Source organism: Streptomyces sp. NPDC007872 (assembly GCF_042868165.1).
Classification (GTDB): Bacteria; Actinomycetota; Actinomycetes; order Streptomycetales; family Streptomycetaceae; genus Streptomyces.
This window is the reverse complement of sequence record NZ_JBIAEA010000012.1, coordinates 60,325-74,999: the sequence shown is the minus strand read 5'-3', so window position 1 is coordinate 74,999 and position 14,675 is coordinate 60,325. Positions and strand designations below refer to the sequence as shown.

Below are 14,675 nucleotides of genomic sequence, written 5' to 3'. Positions count from 1 at the left end.
GAAAGCCGTGACATTCGACAGGACCGGGGGACCGGAAGTCCTCGCACTGCACCAGGTGGACCTGCTTCCACCGGGCCCCGGAGAACTCCTTCTGAAGGTGGAGGCGATCGGACTCAACCGCGCCGAGGTGATGTTCCGCCAGGGAACATATTTCTACGAGCCCGCGCTGCCCTCCGGCCTGGGCTACGAGGCGGCCGGAACAGTGCTGGAGACCGGGCCCGGGGTCACCGGCTTCTCCCACGGAGACCCCGTCAGCGTGCTGCCCGCCTTCTCCCAGAACGACTACGGCACCTACGGAGACCACATCCTCGTCCCCTCCGCGGCCACCGTCCACCGCCCCGCCTCCCGCACACCGGTCGACGCGGCCGCCTCGTGGATGGCACACCTCACCGCCTACGGCGCCCTGGTCGAGGACGGCCGCACCCGCCCAGGGGACCACCTCCTGCTCACCGCCGCGTCGGGCAGCGTCGGCCTTGCCGCCATCCAGACCGCCCGACGGCTGGGCGCCGTACCGATCGCCACCACCCGCACAGCCGCCAAACGCCGGCGCCTCCTGGACGCCGGGGCCGCCCATGTCGTGGTCACCGACGACGAGGACCTCCCCGAGCAGGTCGCCGAGATCACCGGCGGCAAAGGGGTCCACACCGTCTTCGATCCGGTCGCAGGACCTGGTGTGGACATCCTCGCCCGCTGCGTCGCCCCCGGGGGCCGCCTGATCGTCTACGGCGCCCTCGACCCGCGCCCCACCCCCCTGCCCAACGCACAGCGATTCCCGGCACTGTCCACCCGAACCTACGCGGTCTTCGAGGTCACGACCGACCCCCACCGGCTGGCAAACGCCGTCGCCTACGTCGACAGCGGCCTGGAAACGGGCGTCTTCCATCCGGTCGTCGACGCCACCTTCGACCTCACCGACATCGTCGAAGCCCATCGGCACCTGGAGTCCGGGACCCACGTGGGAAAGATCGTCGTCACCGTCCGGCACTGACCCGGCCGCGTACCCGTACGGCGGCATCCCACCAGGAGCCCTCCCCGGCGGGCGGCTTCGCCTTGGTGCCCCTCCTGACACCCGTACCGTCCTGGGGCACTTGGACGGGTGCGACCTTCCCTCCACGCCGTCGGGCCGGTCTGCTGGTGGAGCGGGTCTCCTACAGCACGACGAGCAGGGCGATCAGGGAGCGGCCGGAGACGGTGATCGTGATGTGGCCGTGGGACAGGTCACCGACGGCCGACGGGGTGCGGAAGTGGTCGTGGTCGGCGGCATGGATGACGGGCCACTCCCAGGTGTGACCGTGGGCGACGACCTCGGCGGCGGCCACGCCGACGGCCCACAGCAGCACACCGTGGTCGAGCTGCGGCCCTGGGCCGTTCCGGCCGGAAGGCCTGCCCCGAAGACGCCGGCCGTCCGCCGCCGACGGTGCTGCTCGCCGTCGTCCCGGGCCGGGGAGACGGGCGGCGATGTTCCCGAGCTCGGTGTGCAGGCTTCACAACGCCGGTTTGGCGAATCAGCCGCGCGAAGGCGGTCTGCGCTGCCAGGATGGCCGGGAGTGCAAGGAGGCCGCCATGAACGAACCGCTGCCCATGGACGGCAAGGGCCCGAAGCTGCCGCCGACCTACCCTCCCCGCACCCCGCCCCCACAGAAGAAGCCCGTCGAGCCCCCACGGCCGAACCCGTCGACGAAGCCCGTCACCACCTCCCTGCCACTCCCCGGCCCCGGACAGGCTCGCGTACAGATCCGTCGGCCCCGCATGAGCGTTCGCAACCGGCGTGCCGCGAACTGGGCCCTCACCGCCTATCCGTGGACCGCCGCCCAGGCCGTCACCAAGGTCACCGCGATCGTCCGCGCTTGGGGCTATGCCCACCCCGACGACGACCAGCTTCAGCGGACCGTCCGCCTCCTCGTCGGGGCGACCGCCGCCGACAACGGCCGGCGCATCAGCGTCCACCTCGCCGACCAGGACGGCATGCTCCTCGTCGCCGTCCTCAGCCACACCGATGCCGTGCCCGACGAGACGGTCCTCGCCGGCCTTGCCGCCGTCCCCGGCACCACGAGCTGTGGCACCGACGCCTCCGACGACGGCCGCCGCGTCTGGGCGGTGCTCTCCACCGACCGCCCCCGCACCCGAACCCGCGGCACCCCCGCAGCCTGACCCGGAGGCCGGGGCACGGGCAGGCGAAGACATGCGCTCGCGCCTTCGGCGACCGCTGCCGGGCAGGCGGTCGCCGAGGCCGCCACTGTCGAACGGCCTCCCGCGATGCAGCCCGGACAACAGGCCACCTGGGTCCATGCCCGGCACGCCGTCCAGCCCACCCCCGGCCAGCCCGACGACGCGCTCGTCGCCACCACCGGCCCAGGGCGCCGGAAGAGCGAACTCGTCCGCGTCCTGGATCTCACTCCCTGACCGCACGCGACTGCGGTCAGGGAGGCGCCGAGCAGCCTGATCTGCATCCGAACGGCTGCAGACCGGCTCCGGATGCCGCAGAACCGCTGTCGGCCGTCCTGCACGGCCGGTTGTCTGCCGAGGGCTCGCGAGCGGACCATCAGGATGATGCGTTCGCGATGCATGAGAACTGACTTCGGGTGTACCCGTAGATCATGGCGACCTCTCTGACATCCCAGAACACGAGCCCGAATCTGGATTCGACCGGCATGGCGGGGCGCGTCGCCGCCGAGAGGTTCTCTCGGTGGGCGGAGGACGGAGCCGGGCGGTTGCCGCTGCCCGGCTCGGGCAGCACGCAGGAGCGGTTCACAGCGCTGCAGTCGCTCGGCCGGGCGGACCTCTCACTCGCCCGGCTGGCAGAAGGGCACGCGGACGCCACGGCCATCCTGCACGAGCTCGGCGCACCTGCACCGGCCGTGGGAGAACGCTGGGGGGTGTGGGCAGCGCGACCGCCCGGGACCACCTTGCGTGCCCGTCCGGACGGAGACGGCGGCTGGCTGCTCGACGGGCTGAAGGGGTACTGCTCCGGTGCGCACACCTGTACGCACGCGCTGGTCACCGCCGAGACCGACGACGGGTACCGGCTGTTCTCCGTCGCGACCGGCCACCCGGGGTACGCCCCGGTCGCCGGCACGTGGCGCGCGGTGGGCATGGCGGGGAGCGACACCCCGGACGTGCGCTTCACCGCGGTGCCGGCCCGGGCGATAGGCGGTGTGGACGCCTACCTGCGGCGCCCCGGCTTCGCCCACGGCGGGGTGGGGGTCGCCGCGTGCTGGCTGGGCGGCGCCCGGGGCGTCGCCGACGCGCTGTTCGCAGCGGCACGTCATCGCGCGCCGGACCCACTGCTGGCGGCCCACCTGGGCGCCGTGGACGTCCTGCTGCACAGTGCGCAGTGGGCGCTCGACGCCGCCGCGGCCGCGATCGACGCCGAGCCGTTGGAGGACGGTCCGCCCGCCCAGTTGCGTGCGGCCCGGGTGCGCGCCCTGGTCGCCGACGTCTGCGCGCGCGTACTGGACGAGGTCGGCCGGGCGCTCGGCGCCGGGCCGCTGTGCCATGACGCCGAGCACGCCCAGCGGGTCGCCGACCTCACCGTCTACATCCGCCAGCACCATGCCGAACGCGATCTCGCCGCGCTGGGCCGTCTGGTGACGGAGGAGACGGCGGACACGGCCGCCGCGAAGGAGGGGACCGATGGCTGAACGGCCCTCCACCGATCTTCCCCCTGTGATCTCCGCCGACCGGCGACGGGCCGCCGACGCCATCGACGCCGCGGGCACCGCCGAGGAGGTGTGGGCCGCGTGGGCCGGGCGCGAACCTTGGTCCGAGGCGGTACTGCCCGACGGGCCGGTGCTCGTCGTGGCGGCCCACCCCGACGACGAGGTCCTCGGGTTCGGCGGGACCGCGAGCCGGCTGGCGGCGGCGGGACGACAGGTGCACGTGCTGACGGTGACGGACGGGGAGGGCTCACATCCCGGGAGCCGGGTGCTGCCCCCGCCCGAACTGGCTCGGGTACGACGGGGGGAGCTGGCCGAGGCACTGGACGTGCTCGGCCTCGACTCCGCTTTCCGGTACCGGATGGGCGTCGCGGACACGCGCGTCGACGAGGCGGAGGACCTGGTCGCCGCGCGGGTGGAGAAGCTGGTGCGGGAAACGGGGGCAGGGCTGTGCGTGGCTCCGTGGAGCGGCGATCTGCACGCCGACCACGAGGCGGCGGGCCGGGCCGCGAGGACGGCCGCGGCCGCTGCGGCCGTTCCCTTGTGGCAGTACCCCGTGTGGATGTGGCACTGGGCCGCTCCCGGTGACGCCCGCGTGCCCTGGGGCCGCCTGCGCCGCCTGCCGCTGACCACGGAGCTGCTGAACCGCAAGAAGGCCGCCGTGCGGTGCTTCCGCACGCAGATCGCGCCGCTCGTCGACCACCCGGGCGTGGTGCTGCCACCGGACGAGCTCGACCACCACCAACGCCTCTTCGAAACCGTCTTCGTCGAAGGAGACACCGCATGAAGGACGCGGGCCCGCCGGTGCGTAACACCGGATCCTCCACGCCGGAAAGCTACTTCGCCCGCATGTACGCGGACGCCTCCGACCCCTGGGATCTGGCGAACCGCTGGTACGAGCAGCGCAAGTACGCGCTGACGCTGGCCGCGCTGCCCCGGCGCCGCTACCGCCGTGCGTTCGAGCCGGGCTGTTCCGCCGGAGTGCTCACCCGGATGCTGGCCGGACGGTGCGACGAGGTGGTGGCGGCGGACCGGGTGCAACGGGCGGTGGAGACGGCGGCGGCGCGCAACCGCGACCAGCCTCACGTCAGCGTCGAGCACCTCGTCGTACCGGACCAGTGGCCCGCCGGCCGCTTCGACCTCGTGGTGCTGTCCGAGCTGCTGTACTACTTCGACGACGCCCAGATGCAGAAGATCCTGGACCAGACCGTCGCCTCCCTGGAGCCGGGGGGCTCGCTGGTGACCGTGCACTGGAACCACCCCGTGCCCGAGCACCGGCTGACCGGCGAGCAGCTGCGCCCGTACCTGGAGGCCGTGCCCGGACTCGTCACCGGGCCCGGCTTCGCCGACCCCGACTTCGCCCTCGGCACGTACACCCGTCCCCTGCCCGACGGCACCCCGCCGCCTTCGCCGGCCGCCGCCGAGGGCCTGGTGTGACCGTCACGATCAGCGCACTGGTCGTGGCGGTGCCGGCGCACGACGAGGCCGCGGACCTTCCCGCGGCGCTTCGCTCGGTCCACCGCGCCCGGCGCCTCGCCGCGTTCCCGCCGTGCACGGTCGTGGTCGCGGCGGACGCCTGCACGGACGCCACCGCGGCCACGGCGGTCCGGCACGGAGCGGACGTGGTGGAGGTCGCGCACCGGATGGCCGGTGCCGCCCGGGCCGCCGCCGTGGCGCGGGCCCTGGAGCTCTGCGGGACGCGCCCCGAGGAGACCTGGATCGCCACCACCGACGCCGACTGCCGGGTCCCGTCCGACTGGCTGGTCCACCACCTGCACCACGCCCGCCGAGGCCGGCAGTGCCTGGTCGGCACCGTCCGCATCGCCCCCCATCCGTCCCTCGCCCCGCCGGTACGGGCGCTGCACGACGCGCACTACTTCGCCGGCCGCGACGGGCCCGGCTGGGTGCACCCCCACGTGCACGGGGCCAACCTCGGCATCCGCGCGGACACCTATCTGCGGGCGGGCGGCTTCCCCGCCGTGCCGTACGGAGAGGACCACGCCCTCGTCGCCGCCCTGCCCCCCGACACCCGCGTACTGCGCACGGACGCCTGTCCCGTCACCACCTCCGGACGGACCACTCCACGCGCACCGCACGGATTCGGCGCGTTCCTGAAGGCACTGGGCGAGCGGTCCGAGGAGGTTGCCGCAGAACGCAGCGGCTCAGGCCCCCCGTAACAGCAACTCGTGCGCCTCTTGTGTGCCGGTGAGCCGACGTGCGCCGTCCTGCTGTATTGGTTCCGTGGCTTGCCGCCGCAGCGGTCACCCACCTTCCGCGATGATGAGCCGCTCCCGTGGCCGGCACCGTGCCGACGCACCCTTCGCAGGAGCGCCTCGTTGGCCCGCAGAGAAAAGGAGACACAGTGGCGCGGGATGTGAAAGAGCTGCGGGCGTGGATCCGGCGCCGGTGTCGCGAAGGTGCGAGTCTCGCGGTGGTGGCCCGGGAGCTGGGGGTGTCGAAGTCCACCGTGCGGCGTCATGTTCCCGCTCCTGGGCCACGGCGCGAGGCTGCAGAAGGACGATGGTGGTCTCGCAGACCTTGGCGTACGCCTTCAGCGCCTCGCTCTTGACCGGGGTGAGCTGCCCCACCGGGGGGGGGGAGACTCCTGGGCGAGGAACCTCGCGGACGGTCTGGCGCGCGACCTCCTGCGGCAGCGCCGGTTCTGTCGCCTCCGGCACGGTCTCGACCACCGGTTCCTCCCCGATCAGGCCGTCGCCCTGCTCCTGGGTTCTGTCCGTGCCGCAGGTGTACGACCCGAACTCCTGCTCATCGATGGCCCGTGGTCTGGATGCGAGCGCAGGGTGTGCCCGAGTCACCAGACCGGTGAAGGTCCGCTGGGCGTGGCTGACGTGGCGGGAGCCGTCCCGGCCGCCTGCGTGAGGTGACCGGGAGACGGGTGCGCGGCTGGAGGAGGCAGAGAGGCTGCCCGGTTGTGCCGCGCTCAGGCCAGGGCGGGGGCGGAGAGCCGGATGAGGGTGTCGTCGGGGCGGGGGATGTCGCCGAAGTCGTCGTCGGGGGCGACGGGCAGGCTGTGGATGACGGCTTCGAGCCGGGCCGGCAGGACGGGGCGGCGGCCTTCCCAGCAGCGGCTGATCAGGCTGCGCCGTACGTCGTCGGGCAACAGCGGACAGGCCGGGGACATGGAAGGGGCCGGCCGGACGGGTGGGCGTACGGAGGGGAGGGCCTGGGCACGCCAGTGGGCGGCGGTGCGGTGCTCGGCACGCTTCTGATGGAGCAGGGTGAGGCAGAAGGCGGCGGTGCTGCTGCCGGCGCCGGCGGCGAACTCAAACCAGAACTGGCTCTGGTCGCGGTATCCGGCCAGGTGGAGCAGGGCGGCGAAGACCAGGGCGCCTTCGGGCTCGATCACGGCGGGATCGGGTTCGAGGAGGCGGGTGAGACTGAGGTGCGCCTGGGGTGCGTCGACGATGAGGGTGGCGGCCAGGTCGAGGTCGTGGGCGGCCTGTTCGTGCACCGTGGGGTAGCGCGAGGGAATGGCGGAAGCCGGGAGGGCCCGGGCAGTGGCCGGGTCGACGATCCGGTTGAGGGCTTCGCCGGTGTCGTAGTCGCGGTAGGTGTCGGCGAAGGCTTCGGCGGCTTCGAGAGCGGTGTCGATGTCGGCGGCGAGTTCGTGGCCGGTGTGGGTCACTGGCGGTCCGTCTCCTTGTAGGCCATGTTCAGGTCCCTGGCGAGCGAGCGCCGGGCGTGGCGGATGTGCGAGCGGACGGTGGCCACCTCGATCCCGAGGTACTCGGCCACCTCGCTCTCCTCCCGGCCGAGCACGAAGCGCAGGAGGATGACGTCGTACTGCCGCTCGGGCAGGGCGGCGATGGCGGTGTAGAGGCCGATCTCCTGGGAGATGGCGCGCAGCTCGTCGCGCATCTCGTGCATCAGGAGCTTCTGGACGGCGACCATGAAGGCGGCGTCGCCGACCTGGGGCTTCAGGTCGCGTTCGGTGAGCCATCGGTGCACCTCCTCCTTGAGCACCATCCACGCGTACTGCCGCAGGGACTCCTGCGCCAGCGCGTGCGGCCAGGACGCCTCCAGACGGGCACAGGCCCTGGTGACGACCGCCTCGGCCGCGGCCGCGCTGCCGACCTGGACATGAGCGGTGCGCATCCACAATCGGCGGTGGTGCTCGTGGAAGGCCTTGAAGGTCAGGGCCATGCGCCCGGCCCGGGTCCGCGCCGATGAGCCTTCAGCATGCGACCCGCGGGAGTCCTCGAGCGGCGGATTCACCGCACATCGTCCTCGTGGACGAGTGCGCCGGAAACGGGGGAGGCAGAAGGCGCTGCGGTGGCGCTCTGCTGGTGGAGTTGGTGCGCTCCGGCGCGTACGGCGGCGGCAAGCAGGTGCCGTCCGGCCCGGCGCGGGTCGGGCACGAAGATCCGGAAGGCGGTCCCCCGGACCACCAGCGTGACCAGATCGATGTCCACGGGCGTCCTTGTCGACTGAGCACCGCACCGCTCCCTACTGGGGCGGCGTCGGTGTGGAAATCAGGGTTCCCATTCATCAGCCAATCGGATGAAGGGCCGCTTTGTGCAAGGCGGTTCCAGAATTTTTGTACGGATGGCAACCGACTGGTTACTCACGCGTACGTGTGCGGTGTCTCCCTCGCCACCGGCAGCACTCATCCCTGCCTGTGGCGCAACGCCGGAGGATGGCCGGAGGCAGGGTTGATTTTCCCTGCCGCTCGGGAGGAAGGTCGGGGTGGCCGAGGGTGGCGCGTCCTGGCGCGTCACCGACCGGAGCCAGCCACTTCGACGACGGGGGACGCGCATGGACAGCGCCGGCATCGCACAAGGACGCTACGACGTAGTCGATCTGGAGATGGACCGCCCGCATTCGGCCCGCATGTACGACTACTTCCTCGGCGGGATCACCAACTTCCCCGCAGACCGGGACGCGGCCGCCCGCGCCATGGGCGCCTTCCCCTCCATCCTGATCGCCGCACGCAGCAACCGCGCCTTCATGCACCGTTCCACCCGCCACCTCGCCGAGCAGGGCATGGACCAGTTCCTCGACATCGGCACCGGCATCCCCACTTCTCCCAACCTCCACGAGGTGGCCCAGACCACCACTCCTCACGCCCACGTCGTCTACACCGACAACGACCCCATCGTCCTGGCCCACGCCCGCGCCCTCCTGCACAGCCACCCCGAGGGCCGCACCGCCTACGTGCCGGGAGACGTCACCGACCCCACCGCCCTGCTGGAGCACCCCGCACTGCGGGACGAACTGGACTTCACCCGGCCCATCGCCCTCAGCCTCAACGCCCTGCTGCACTTCGTCACCGACCAGCACCACGACGTCCGCGGCATCGTCGCCCGTCTCAAGGACGCCCTGCCCTCCGGCAGCACCCTGACCATCAGCCACGTCACCCCCGACTTCGACCCCGATGCCATCGCCCGCCTGGCCGCCATCTACCAGGCGGCAGGCACCCCCGGCCAGGCCCGCACCCGCGACGAGATCCTCACCTTCTTCGACGGCTGGGAACTCCTCGACCCCGGCCTCGTGCCCATCCTGCGCTGGCGCCCCGACCCGCACGAGGCCCACCTCAACTTCAGCGACGCCGACGCCGCCTGCTACGCGGGCATCGCCCGCAAACCCTGACGGACGCCACGGCACGAGCGCTTCCTCACGAAGGACCGCTGCCCGGTGGCCGGAGGAAAGACCCCGGGCTCCGGTGATGGACAGCCTGCCCGGGGGACAGCGCACCATCTCGCCGACCAGCCCACCGCCTGCCGGCCAAACCAGCGTGGGCTCGACGGCATCGACCTCAAGCCCGGGGAGGTCGCCCACGTCCTGCGGGGAGCCATCCGTGCCGGGGGCCTCGGAGTCAGGACACCGCTCTGAACCATCGCGCAGATCGTCCTGCCGCCGGGCCGGGGAAGAGCCGTCTATCCGTAGGTTGCCGGCAGCGGCGCCACCAGATGGTGGGAGGACCTGATCCGGGCGGCGTCCGCCAGGTAGGGCGCGGTGGCGGGATGCTCTGCGGCTGCCACGATCACGGCTCCCGGCTCGGTGACCAGATGTGGGGCACGGTAGCCGGCCCGTTCCAGCAGACCGAGCGTTATCTGGACGTCGGCGCTGGCCGGGACACCGGACAAACGGACTCCGCGATCCAAGGACGCGGCAGCGGCCAGCAGCGGCAGAGCCGCGTTCTTCGAGCCGTCCACCCGGACCGTCCCGGCGAGCGGGCGGCCGGGGCGGACGGTGACGGTGTCGATGTTTCTCGTACGGACGGGGACAAGGCCCACCAGAACCTCCTGGTCGCAGGTGGTCGGAGTGGTGTGGCCTCAAGGGGTGGTACGACCGCTGAAGCCGGTTACCGCGCGCCTCGCTGTTCAGCGGTCGGCGGTGAGGGTCGCCCAGACGTTGTCCGGTGTTGCCACGGCCGCTCGGTGGCCGCGGCATCCGGCATCTGGCTGGCGTGGTTATGCAGCGTCCGGGCGGGCCCGACCGGGCCGGCGAAGGCGAGGAACGTCAGGACGATCCGGTCGCTGCGGTCCGCCCGCACGATGGGGGAAGCGGTGACGGGCCCTGTTGACGAGGTCTCCCCGAGGGCGTTCTCGCGCGCGTGGGGGAGGCGGCTGGTCCGCGCGTACAGCCGCTCCAGTTCCACCGGGGCGAGGGCGAGGGGCGCCTCGCAGGTCGAGTCGTCCTCGGAGTGGAACTCGACGGGCACCGAGCTCTGGCGGGCGCGTGGGTCGTAGATCGCGTCCCGGCCGGGCGTCAGCGTCGCGTGGGCGGCCCACGTCGGTACCGGGCGCAGCGTCGTGCCGTCCGCCGGCGCGGTCCGGGCGGGCCCGCCGCCGGGCGGGGACGCGAGAGCGAAGAAAGCGGAACTTGCCCGGCGCCGGCCGCTCCGGGCCGGCGCGGGGCACAGGACCTGCAGCGTCCGCTGCCCGCGCGGAGGCGTTCGACGGGCCGTGAACGGTCGGCCGTCGTCGTCTGCGGGGCTTCGAGCCGCCCCGCCGCGCGTGCCGGCCCCCTGCAGCGGTCGCACGCAGGCCACCTGAGAGGATGGCCGGGCCGACAACACCGCCGTCGTACCCGCCGGGCGACGCAGACCGCGAGGGGACGCCGCGCATGGCGGAGCAAAAGGACCGTTGGGCGGAGCTCACCGGGGGGCAGGCCGGCGAGGAGTACGCGCGGCGGTTCGCCCGGCTCGCCGCGGCCGGGCAGGACGTCCACGGTGAGGCCGCCTTCTGCGACGCGCTGCTGCGTCCGGCCGCGCGGGTCCTCGACGCGGGCTGCGGCACCGGCCGGATCGCGATCCGGCTCGCGGAGCTGGGCCACGACTGCACCGGGGTGGACGTCGACGCCTCGATGCTCGCGGTCGCCCGCCGTGACGCCCCCGTGCAGGACTGGCTCCTCGGCGACCTCGCCCGGCTCGACACCCTCGGGCTGCAGCCGGACTTCGACCTGGTGCTCGCCGCCGGGAACGTCATCCCCCTGCTCGCCCCCGGTACCGAGCCGACGGTCCTCCGGCACCTCGCCGCCGCACTGCGCCCCGGAGGCCTGCTCGTCACCGGCATGGGACTCGACGCGGCGCACCTGCCGCTGCCCGAACCCCCTTTTGAAATCGAGAAGTTCGACCGCTGGTGTGCCCTGGCCGACCTGACCCTGCTGCACCGCTACGCCACGTGGGACGGCGAGTCCTACGCACCGGGCTGCGGGTACGCCGTCAGCGTGCATCGACGCCCTGCCGCCTGACGCTTCTCCTCCGCCGCCGCCGTCCCGACGGCCCGGGGGCCGGGTGGGACACGTCCGGGGCGGACCGTCGAACGACGGTCCGCCCCGGACGATGCCGGGCGCGGGGCCCGGCCGGGATCGGTCAGAGGGCGCCGGAGGTGCCTCTGCCGGGCCGGTTGGTGCAGTGGCTCCCGACCTGCTGGTGGTAATCGGCGTCGCCGAGGTGCTTCTCCTTGTCGAACTCCGGCGCGTCCTTGATCTCGTCCTTCGTACGGTCGACCTGGACGGTCTCGCTCTCCGGGGCGAGCGAGCGGATGACTCCGGTGGGGAGGAGGACCTTCTTGCCGAAGATCCAGACGCCGGTGTCGACGACGACGTACTGCGCGCCGACCTCACGAGAGTGCTTGTCGGTCTTCCCGATGTGCCCGTCGATGGCCTCGACCTTCCAGCCCGTCAGGTCCGTGCCCGTGGTGACGTCGGCGTTGGCGGCAATCGAATTCCAAGAGATTGCCAAGGGCACGGCATCTTCTTGCCGATCACGTGCTGAGAGGCAGACGGGCGCCGGCGAGGCAGCCGTCGATGACCTCTGGTCGATACCGCGGCGTCTTCAGCCTGCGCTTCACCGCGCGGGTGATCCGGCCGAGATCGGCCGCAGCGAGGTTGCCGATGTCCCGCTTGACCAGCGACCGGACGCTCCGGTCGGCTTGAGGTCCGGCGCGAGGTGGGCAGCAGGAACACAGCGAGCCAATCGGCACTCGCGGCAATGAACCCCCTCGTGCCCGCTGTCAGGTGCGGGCGGACGTTGTCCCACACAAGCACGATCGGGCCGCCGAACCGGACGCGGGCACGGGCGATCAGGTCGCGCAAGTCGCGCCGGCCGAAGCCTTTCGGTTCATCCTCGCGGCCCCTATGCCCACGGATCGCGCAGATCAGCCGGGACCGTTCGCCCGGCTTGCAGCAGGCCATGCACGCCGTCGACACCCACCCCGATCCCCGGCCCCGGACTCTCACGACAGGGGACTGTCCGATCCGGGCCCAGGTTCTGGCACGCGGCGAAGTCATCGATCGCCCGGCCTCGCCCTCGAAGCGGAGAATGAGAATGACTTCCTCGTCCACGGCGTCATCGTCGCGGACCACCCAGGGCTGACGTCGCCTGCTACGGCACTATGAGAGAGCCGCCACGCACCAGTAGGCCTCCAGGCCCGAACAGCTCTTCCCGGTTCATACACCGACTCCGGCACCGAAGAGTCGAAGGCCGAGGACGAGGGGCCGGGCTGCATGGCGCCGAGTCGGCCGCCGAGCACTGAAGCGACCGGCCGACCGCCCGTGTCGCCGACCGGACTGTCGGCCAGTCCCGCTGCCGACTGGGACGGGCGTGTTCACTGCGGGAAGTGGTGGGGCAGTTCCGCGGTGAGTGCCGCCGCTGCGGGGGAGAGCCAGCGCTGGCGGTGACGGGCCAACTGGACCGCGACGTCAGGAAACCGTGGCCCGGGCACCTGCACCAGACGGCCCGCTGCAAGCGCGTCTGCGATGTTGGTGTGGGCCAGCAGGCTGAGGCCGAGGCCCGCAGCGACACAGGACCGGGCCACCTCCAGACTGCCGAAGCGCGTGATCCGGGACTGGGCGCCTCCGGCCTCGGTGAGCAGCCGGTCGACGAAGCGGTCGGTGTACGAGCAGCCCTGTTCGTGCAGGAAGTAGTCCTGGCGCGCCAGCTCAGGCCAGTCGACGGGCGCATCGGCGGCGTTGCGGGCGAGGGGATGTTCGGGAGAACAGACGAGCACCAGCGGTTCATGGGCCAGCGGCGTGCATGAGATGTCACGGAAAGCCGCCTCGTCCTCCAGGAGAAGTGCCAGGTCCAGTTCGCCGGTGTGAAGCGCAGCGATCGCGGCCGCAGTGCTCATCGTGCGCAGGTCCACCTCGATTCCCGGACGACTGCGCCGCAGTGCGGCGATGACTCCCGGCAGTCGTGCGGACACCAGCGTCTCGCCGGCCGCGACTGTCACGCGTCCGGTCACCCGACCGTCCGTGCCACCCACCGAGGCGGCGACCGCCCGCAACCGTGACTCGGCCTCCAGCACTGTTTCGATCTGTACCAGCACCTCACGCCCGGCACTGGTAAGCACTACTCCGCGCGGCAGCCTGTCGAACAGACGCAGGTCCAGCTCCTTCTCCAATGCCTGCACCTGGGCGGTGACAGTGGACTGCGCCAGGTGCAGTCGCTCCGCAGCGGCGGTCAGGTTCTCGGTCCGGGCAACGGCGGCGAAGGTGCGCAACAGTCGAGTGTCCATGACGTCCACCCTAGACAATCCCATCGGTTGGATCGATGAATCAGATCGAAAAGCATCGTTTGTAACGATGCCTGCGCGGTGGCACAGTAAAAGTCATGAACCCGAGGACACGCCCCGAGATCCTGCGCTACACCGCCTTCACCACCGACCCCGCCGGCGGTAATCCAGCCGGTGTCGTCATGGACGCGGCCACGCTGGACGAGACCGCCATGCTCGCCATCTCCGCCGAAGTCGGCTACTCGGAAACCGCGTTCGTCACGGCCGCCGACAACACGGCACGCCGGTTCCGACTTCGCTACTTCAGCCCACTCGCCGAGGTCGCCTTCTGCGGTCACGCCACCGTCGCCACCGCGGTGGCCCTGGCCGAGCGGATCGGCACCGGCCCGCTCGTCTTCGACACACCGGTGGGCGAAATCGCCCTGGACACCTCCGCCGACTTCGAAGGGCCCGTGACGGCGACGCTCACCAGCGTCCCCACTCGCTCCCGGCCGGCGACCACCGAAGAACTCGACGCCTCCCTCGCAGCTCTGCGCTGGTCCCCGCAAGACCTCGACCCCGCGCTGCCGCCCCACGTCGCCTTCGGAGGAAACGAGCACCTGGTCCTGGTCTCGGCCACCCGCGAGCGTCTGGCGGCCCTCGACTACGACTTCGACGCCCTGGCCGAGATCATGCACCGCCACGGCTGGACCACGCTCCAACTGGTCTGGCGCGAAAACCCGGAACTCTTCCACGCCCGCGACCCCTTCCCGGTCGGCGGTGTCATCGAGGATCCGGCCACCGGCGCCGCCGCTGCCGCCCTCGGCGGATACCTGCGCACCCTTCACGCACTCCCGCCCACCGGGGCCTTCACCATCCATCAGGGAGAGGACCTCGGCCGACCCAGCCTGCTCCAGGTCGAGGCCTCCACCACTCACCCCCGCGTACGGGTGAGCGGACAGGCGGTGGCGATCGAGGGCGCGGACACGGCCGTGGGCGCAGGAGGAGCCTGAGCACACCGAGGGGGCTGTACATGACGTTCGCTCACACCGTGCGGATC

The 14,675-nt window shown here is 72.0% G+C and carries 19 protein-coding genes; 11 read left to right on the top strand and 8 right to left on the bottom strand.

Annotation, left to right across the window (positions count from 1 at the left end):
- The first annotated feature begins 7 nt into the window (after nt 1–7).
- A complete protein-coding gene (locus ACFYNX_RS31400; protein ID WP_388666418.1) occupies nt 8–988 on the top strand; it encodes a zinc-dependent alcohol dehydrogenase family protein in 981 nt (326 codons plus the stop codon).
- A gap of 160 nt (nt 989–1,148) precedes the next feature.
- Here ACFYNX_RS31400 and ACFYNX_RS31395 read toward each other — a convergent pair whose 3' ends face one another.
- The gene (locus ACFYNX_RS31395; protein WP_388666415.1) at nt 1,149–1,340 is read right to left on the bottom strand and encodes a hypothetical protein; all 192 of its coding nucleotides are present in this window, start codon (nt 1,338–1,340) and stop codon (nt 1,149–1,151) included.
- 223 nt (nt 1,341–1,563) lie between these two features.
- Here ACFYNX_RS31395 and ACFYNX_RS31390 point away from each other — a divergent pair, with 223 nt between their 5' ends.
- The 7 genes from ACFYNX_RS31390 (at nt 1,564) to ACFYNX_RS31360 (ending at nt 6,225) form a co-directional block, all read left to right on the top strand.
- Nucleotides 1,564–2,151: a hypothetical protein gene (locus tag ACFYNX_RS31390; RefSeq protein WP_388666412.1), complete on the top strand. Its 588-nt coding sequence runs from the start codon at nt 1,564–1,566 to the stop codon at nt 2,149–2,151.
- Nucleotides 2,152–2,256: 105 nt separating this feature from the next.
- Nucleotides 2,257–2,403 carry a hypothetical protein gene (locus ACFYNX_RS31385; protein ID WP_388666409.1) on the top strand — a complete coding sequence of 49 codons (147 nt, stop codon included), beginning with the start codon at nt 2,257–2,259 and terminating at the stop codon, nt 2,401–2,403.
- Nucleotides 2,404–2,651: 248 nt separating this feature from the next.
- Nucleotides 2,652–3,641 (top strand): acyl-CoA dehydrogenase, encoded by a 990-nt coding sequence (locus ACFYNX_RS31380; RefSeq protein WP_388666634.1) that lies wholly within the window; start codon nt 2,652–2,654, stop codon nt 3,639–3,641.
- A complete protein-coding gene (locus tag ACFYNX_RS31375) occupies nt 3,634–4,443 on the top strand; it encodes a PIG-L deacetylase family protein (protein WP_388666406.1) in 810 nt (269 codons plus the stop codon). The genes ACFYNX_RS31380 and ACFYNX_RS31375 overlap by 8 nt, the downstream gene beginning before the upstream one ends.
- On the top strand, nt 4,440–5,093 hold the full coding sequence (locus ACFYNX_RS31370; RefSeq protein WP_388666404.1) for a class I SAM-dependent DNA methyltransferase: 654 nt from the start codon (nt 4,440–4,442) through the stop codon (nt 5,091–5,093). The genes ACFYNX_RS31375 and ACFYNX_RS31370 overlap by 4 nt, the downstream gene beginning before the upstream one ends.
- Entirely contained in the window at nt 5,090–5,833 is a 744-nt protein-coding gene (locus ACFYNX_RS31365) for a glycosyltransferase (protein ID WP_388666402.1), read from the top strand. The genes ACFYNX_RS31370 and ACFYNX_RS31365 overlap by 4 nt, the downstream gene beginning before the upstream one ends.
- Before the next feature lie 116 nt (nt 5,834–5,949).
- Nucleotides 5,950–6,225, top strand: a complete 276-nt coding sequence (locus ACFYNX_RS31360) for a helix-turn-helix domain-containing protein (protein ID WP_388666399.1) — start codon at nt 5,950–5,952, stop codon at nt 6,223–6,225.
- A gap of 372 nt (nt 6,226–6,597) precedes the next feature.
- On the opposite strand, the gene ACFYNX_RS31355 is transcribed toward ACFYNX_RS31360, so the two are convergent.
- From ACFYNX_RS31355 to ACFYNX_RS31345, 3 genes are all read right to left on the bottom strand, one after another.
- Nucleotides 6,598–7,302 carry a glycoprotein gene (locus ACFYNX_RS31355; protein WP_388666397.1) on the bottom strand — a complete coding sequence of 235 codons (705 nt, stop codon included), beginning with the start codon at nt 7,300–7,302 and terminating at the stop codon, nt 6,598–6,600.
- Nucleotides 7,299–7,820, bottom strand: a complete 522-nt coding sequence (locus ACFYNX_RS31350; RefSeq protein ID WP_388666394.1) for an RNA polymerase sigma factor — start codon at nt 7,818–7,820, stop codon at nt 7,299–7,301. Before ACFYNX_RS31350 ends, ACFYNX_RS31355 begins: the two co-directional genes overlap by 4 nt.
- Nucleotides 7,821–7,888: 68 nt before the next feature.
- Entirely contained in the window at nt 7,889–8,089 is a 201-nt protein-coding gene (locus ACFYNX_RS31345; protein ID WP_388666391.1) for a hypothetical protein, read from the bottom strand.
- Nucleotides 8,090–8,432: 343 nt separating this feature from the next.
- Here ACFYNX_RS31345 and ACFYNX_RS31340 point away from each other — a divergent pair, with 343 nt between their 5' ends.
- Nucleotides 8,433–9,266 (top strand): SAM-dependent methyltransferase, encoded by an 834-nt coding sequence (locus tag ACFYNX_RS31340; protein ID WP_388666388.1) that lies wholly within the window; start codon nt 8,433–8,435, stop codon nt 9,264–9,266.
- Between the two features lie 287 nt (nt 9,267–9,553).
- On the opposite strand, the gene ACFYNX_RS31335 is transcribed toward ACFYNX_RS31340, so the two are convergent.
- Nucleotides 9,554–9,913 carry a hypothetical protein gene (locus ACFYNX_RS31335; RefSeq protein ID WP_388666385.1) on the bottom strand — a complete coding sequence of 120 codons (360 nt, stop codon included), beginning with the start codon at nt 9,911–9,913 and terminating at the stop codon, nt 9,554–9,556.
- Between the two features lie 68 nt (nt 9,914–9,981).
- Nucleotides 9,982–10,341: a hypothetical protein gene (locus ACFYNX_RS31330; RefSeq protein WP_388666382.1), complete on the bottom strand. Its 360-nt coding sequence runs from the start codon at nt 10,339–10,341 to the stop codon at nt 9,982–9,984.
- A gap of 404 nt (nt 10,342–10,745) precedes the next feature.
- Here ACFYNX_RS31330 and ACFYNX_RS31325 point away from each other — a divergent pair, with 404 nt between their 5' ends.
- On the top strand, nt 10,746–11,372 hold the full coding sequence (locus tag ACFYNX_RS31325) for a class I SAM-dependent methyltransferase (RefSeq protein ID WP_388666379.1): 627 nt from the start codon (nt 10,746–10,748) through the stop codon (nt 11,370–11,372).
- 121 nt (nt 11,373–11,493) lie between these two features.
- On the opposite strand, the gene ACFYNX_RS31320 is transcribed toward ACFYNX_RS31325, so the two are convergent.
- Both ACFYNX_RS31320 and ACFYNX_RS31315 read right to left on the bottom strand, forming a co-directional pair.
- Nucleotides 11,494–11,871 (bottom strand): PRC-barrel domain containing protein, encoded by a 378-nt coding sequence (locus ACFYNX_RS31320; RefSeq protein WP_388666376.1) that lies wholly within the window; start codon nt 11,869–11,871, stop codon nt 11,494–11,496.
- Between the two features lie 859 nt (nt 11,872–12,730).
- The gene (locus ACFYNX_RS31315; RefSeq protein WP_388666373.1) at nt 12,731–13,639 is read right to left on the bottom strand and encodes a LysR family transcriptional regulator; all 909 of its coding nucleotides are present in this window, start codon (nt 13,637–13,639) and stop codon (nt 12,731–12,733) included.
- A 95-nt stretch (nt 13,640–13,734) separates the two neighbouring features.
- On the opposite strand from ACFYNX_RS31315, the gene ACFYNX_RS31310 reads away from it, so the two are divergent.
- Entirely contained in the window at nt 13,735–14,628 is an 894-nt protein-coding gene (locus ACFYNX_RS31310; protein ID WP_388666370.1) for a PhzF family phenazine biosynthesis isomerase, read from the top strand.
- Nucleotides 14,629–14,675 lie beyond the last annotated feature (47 nt).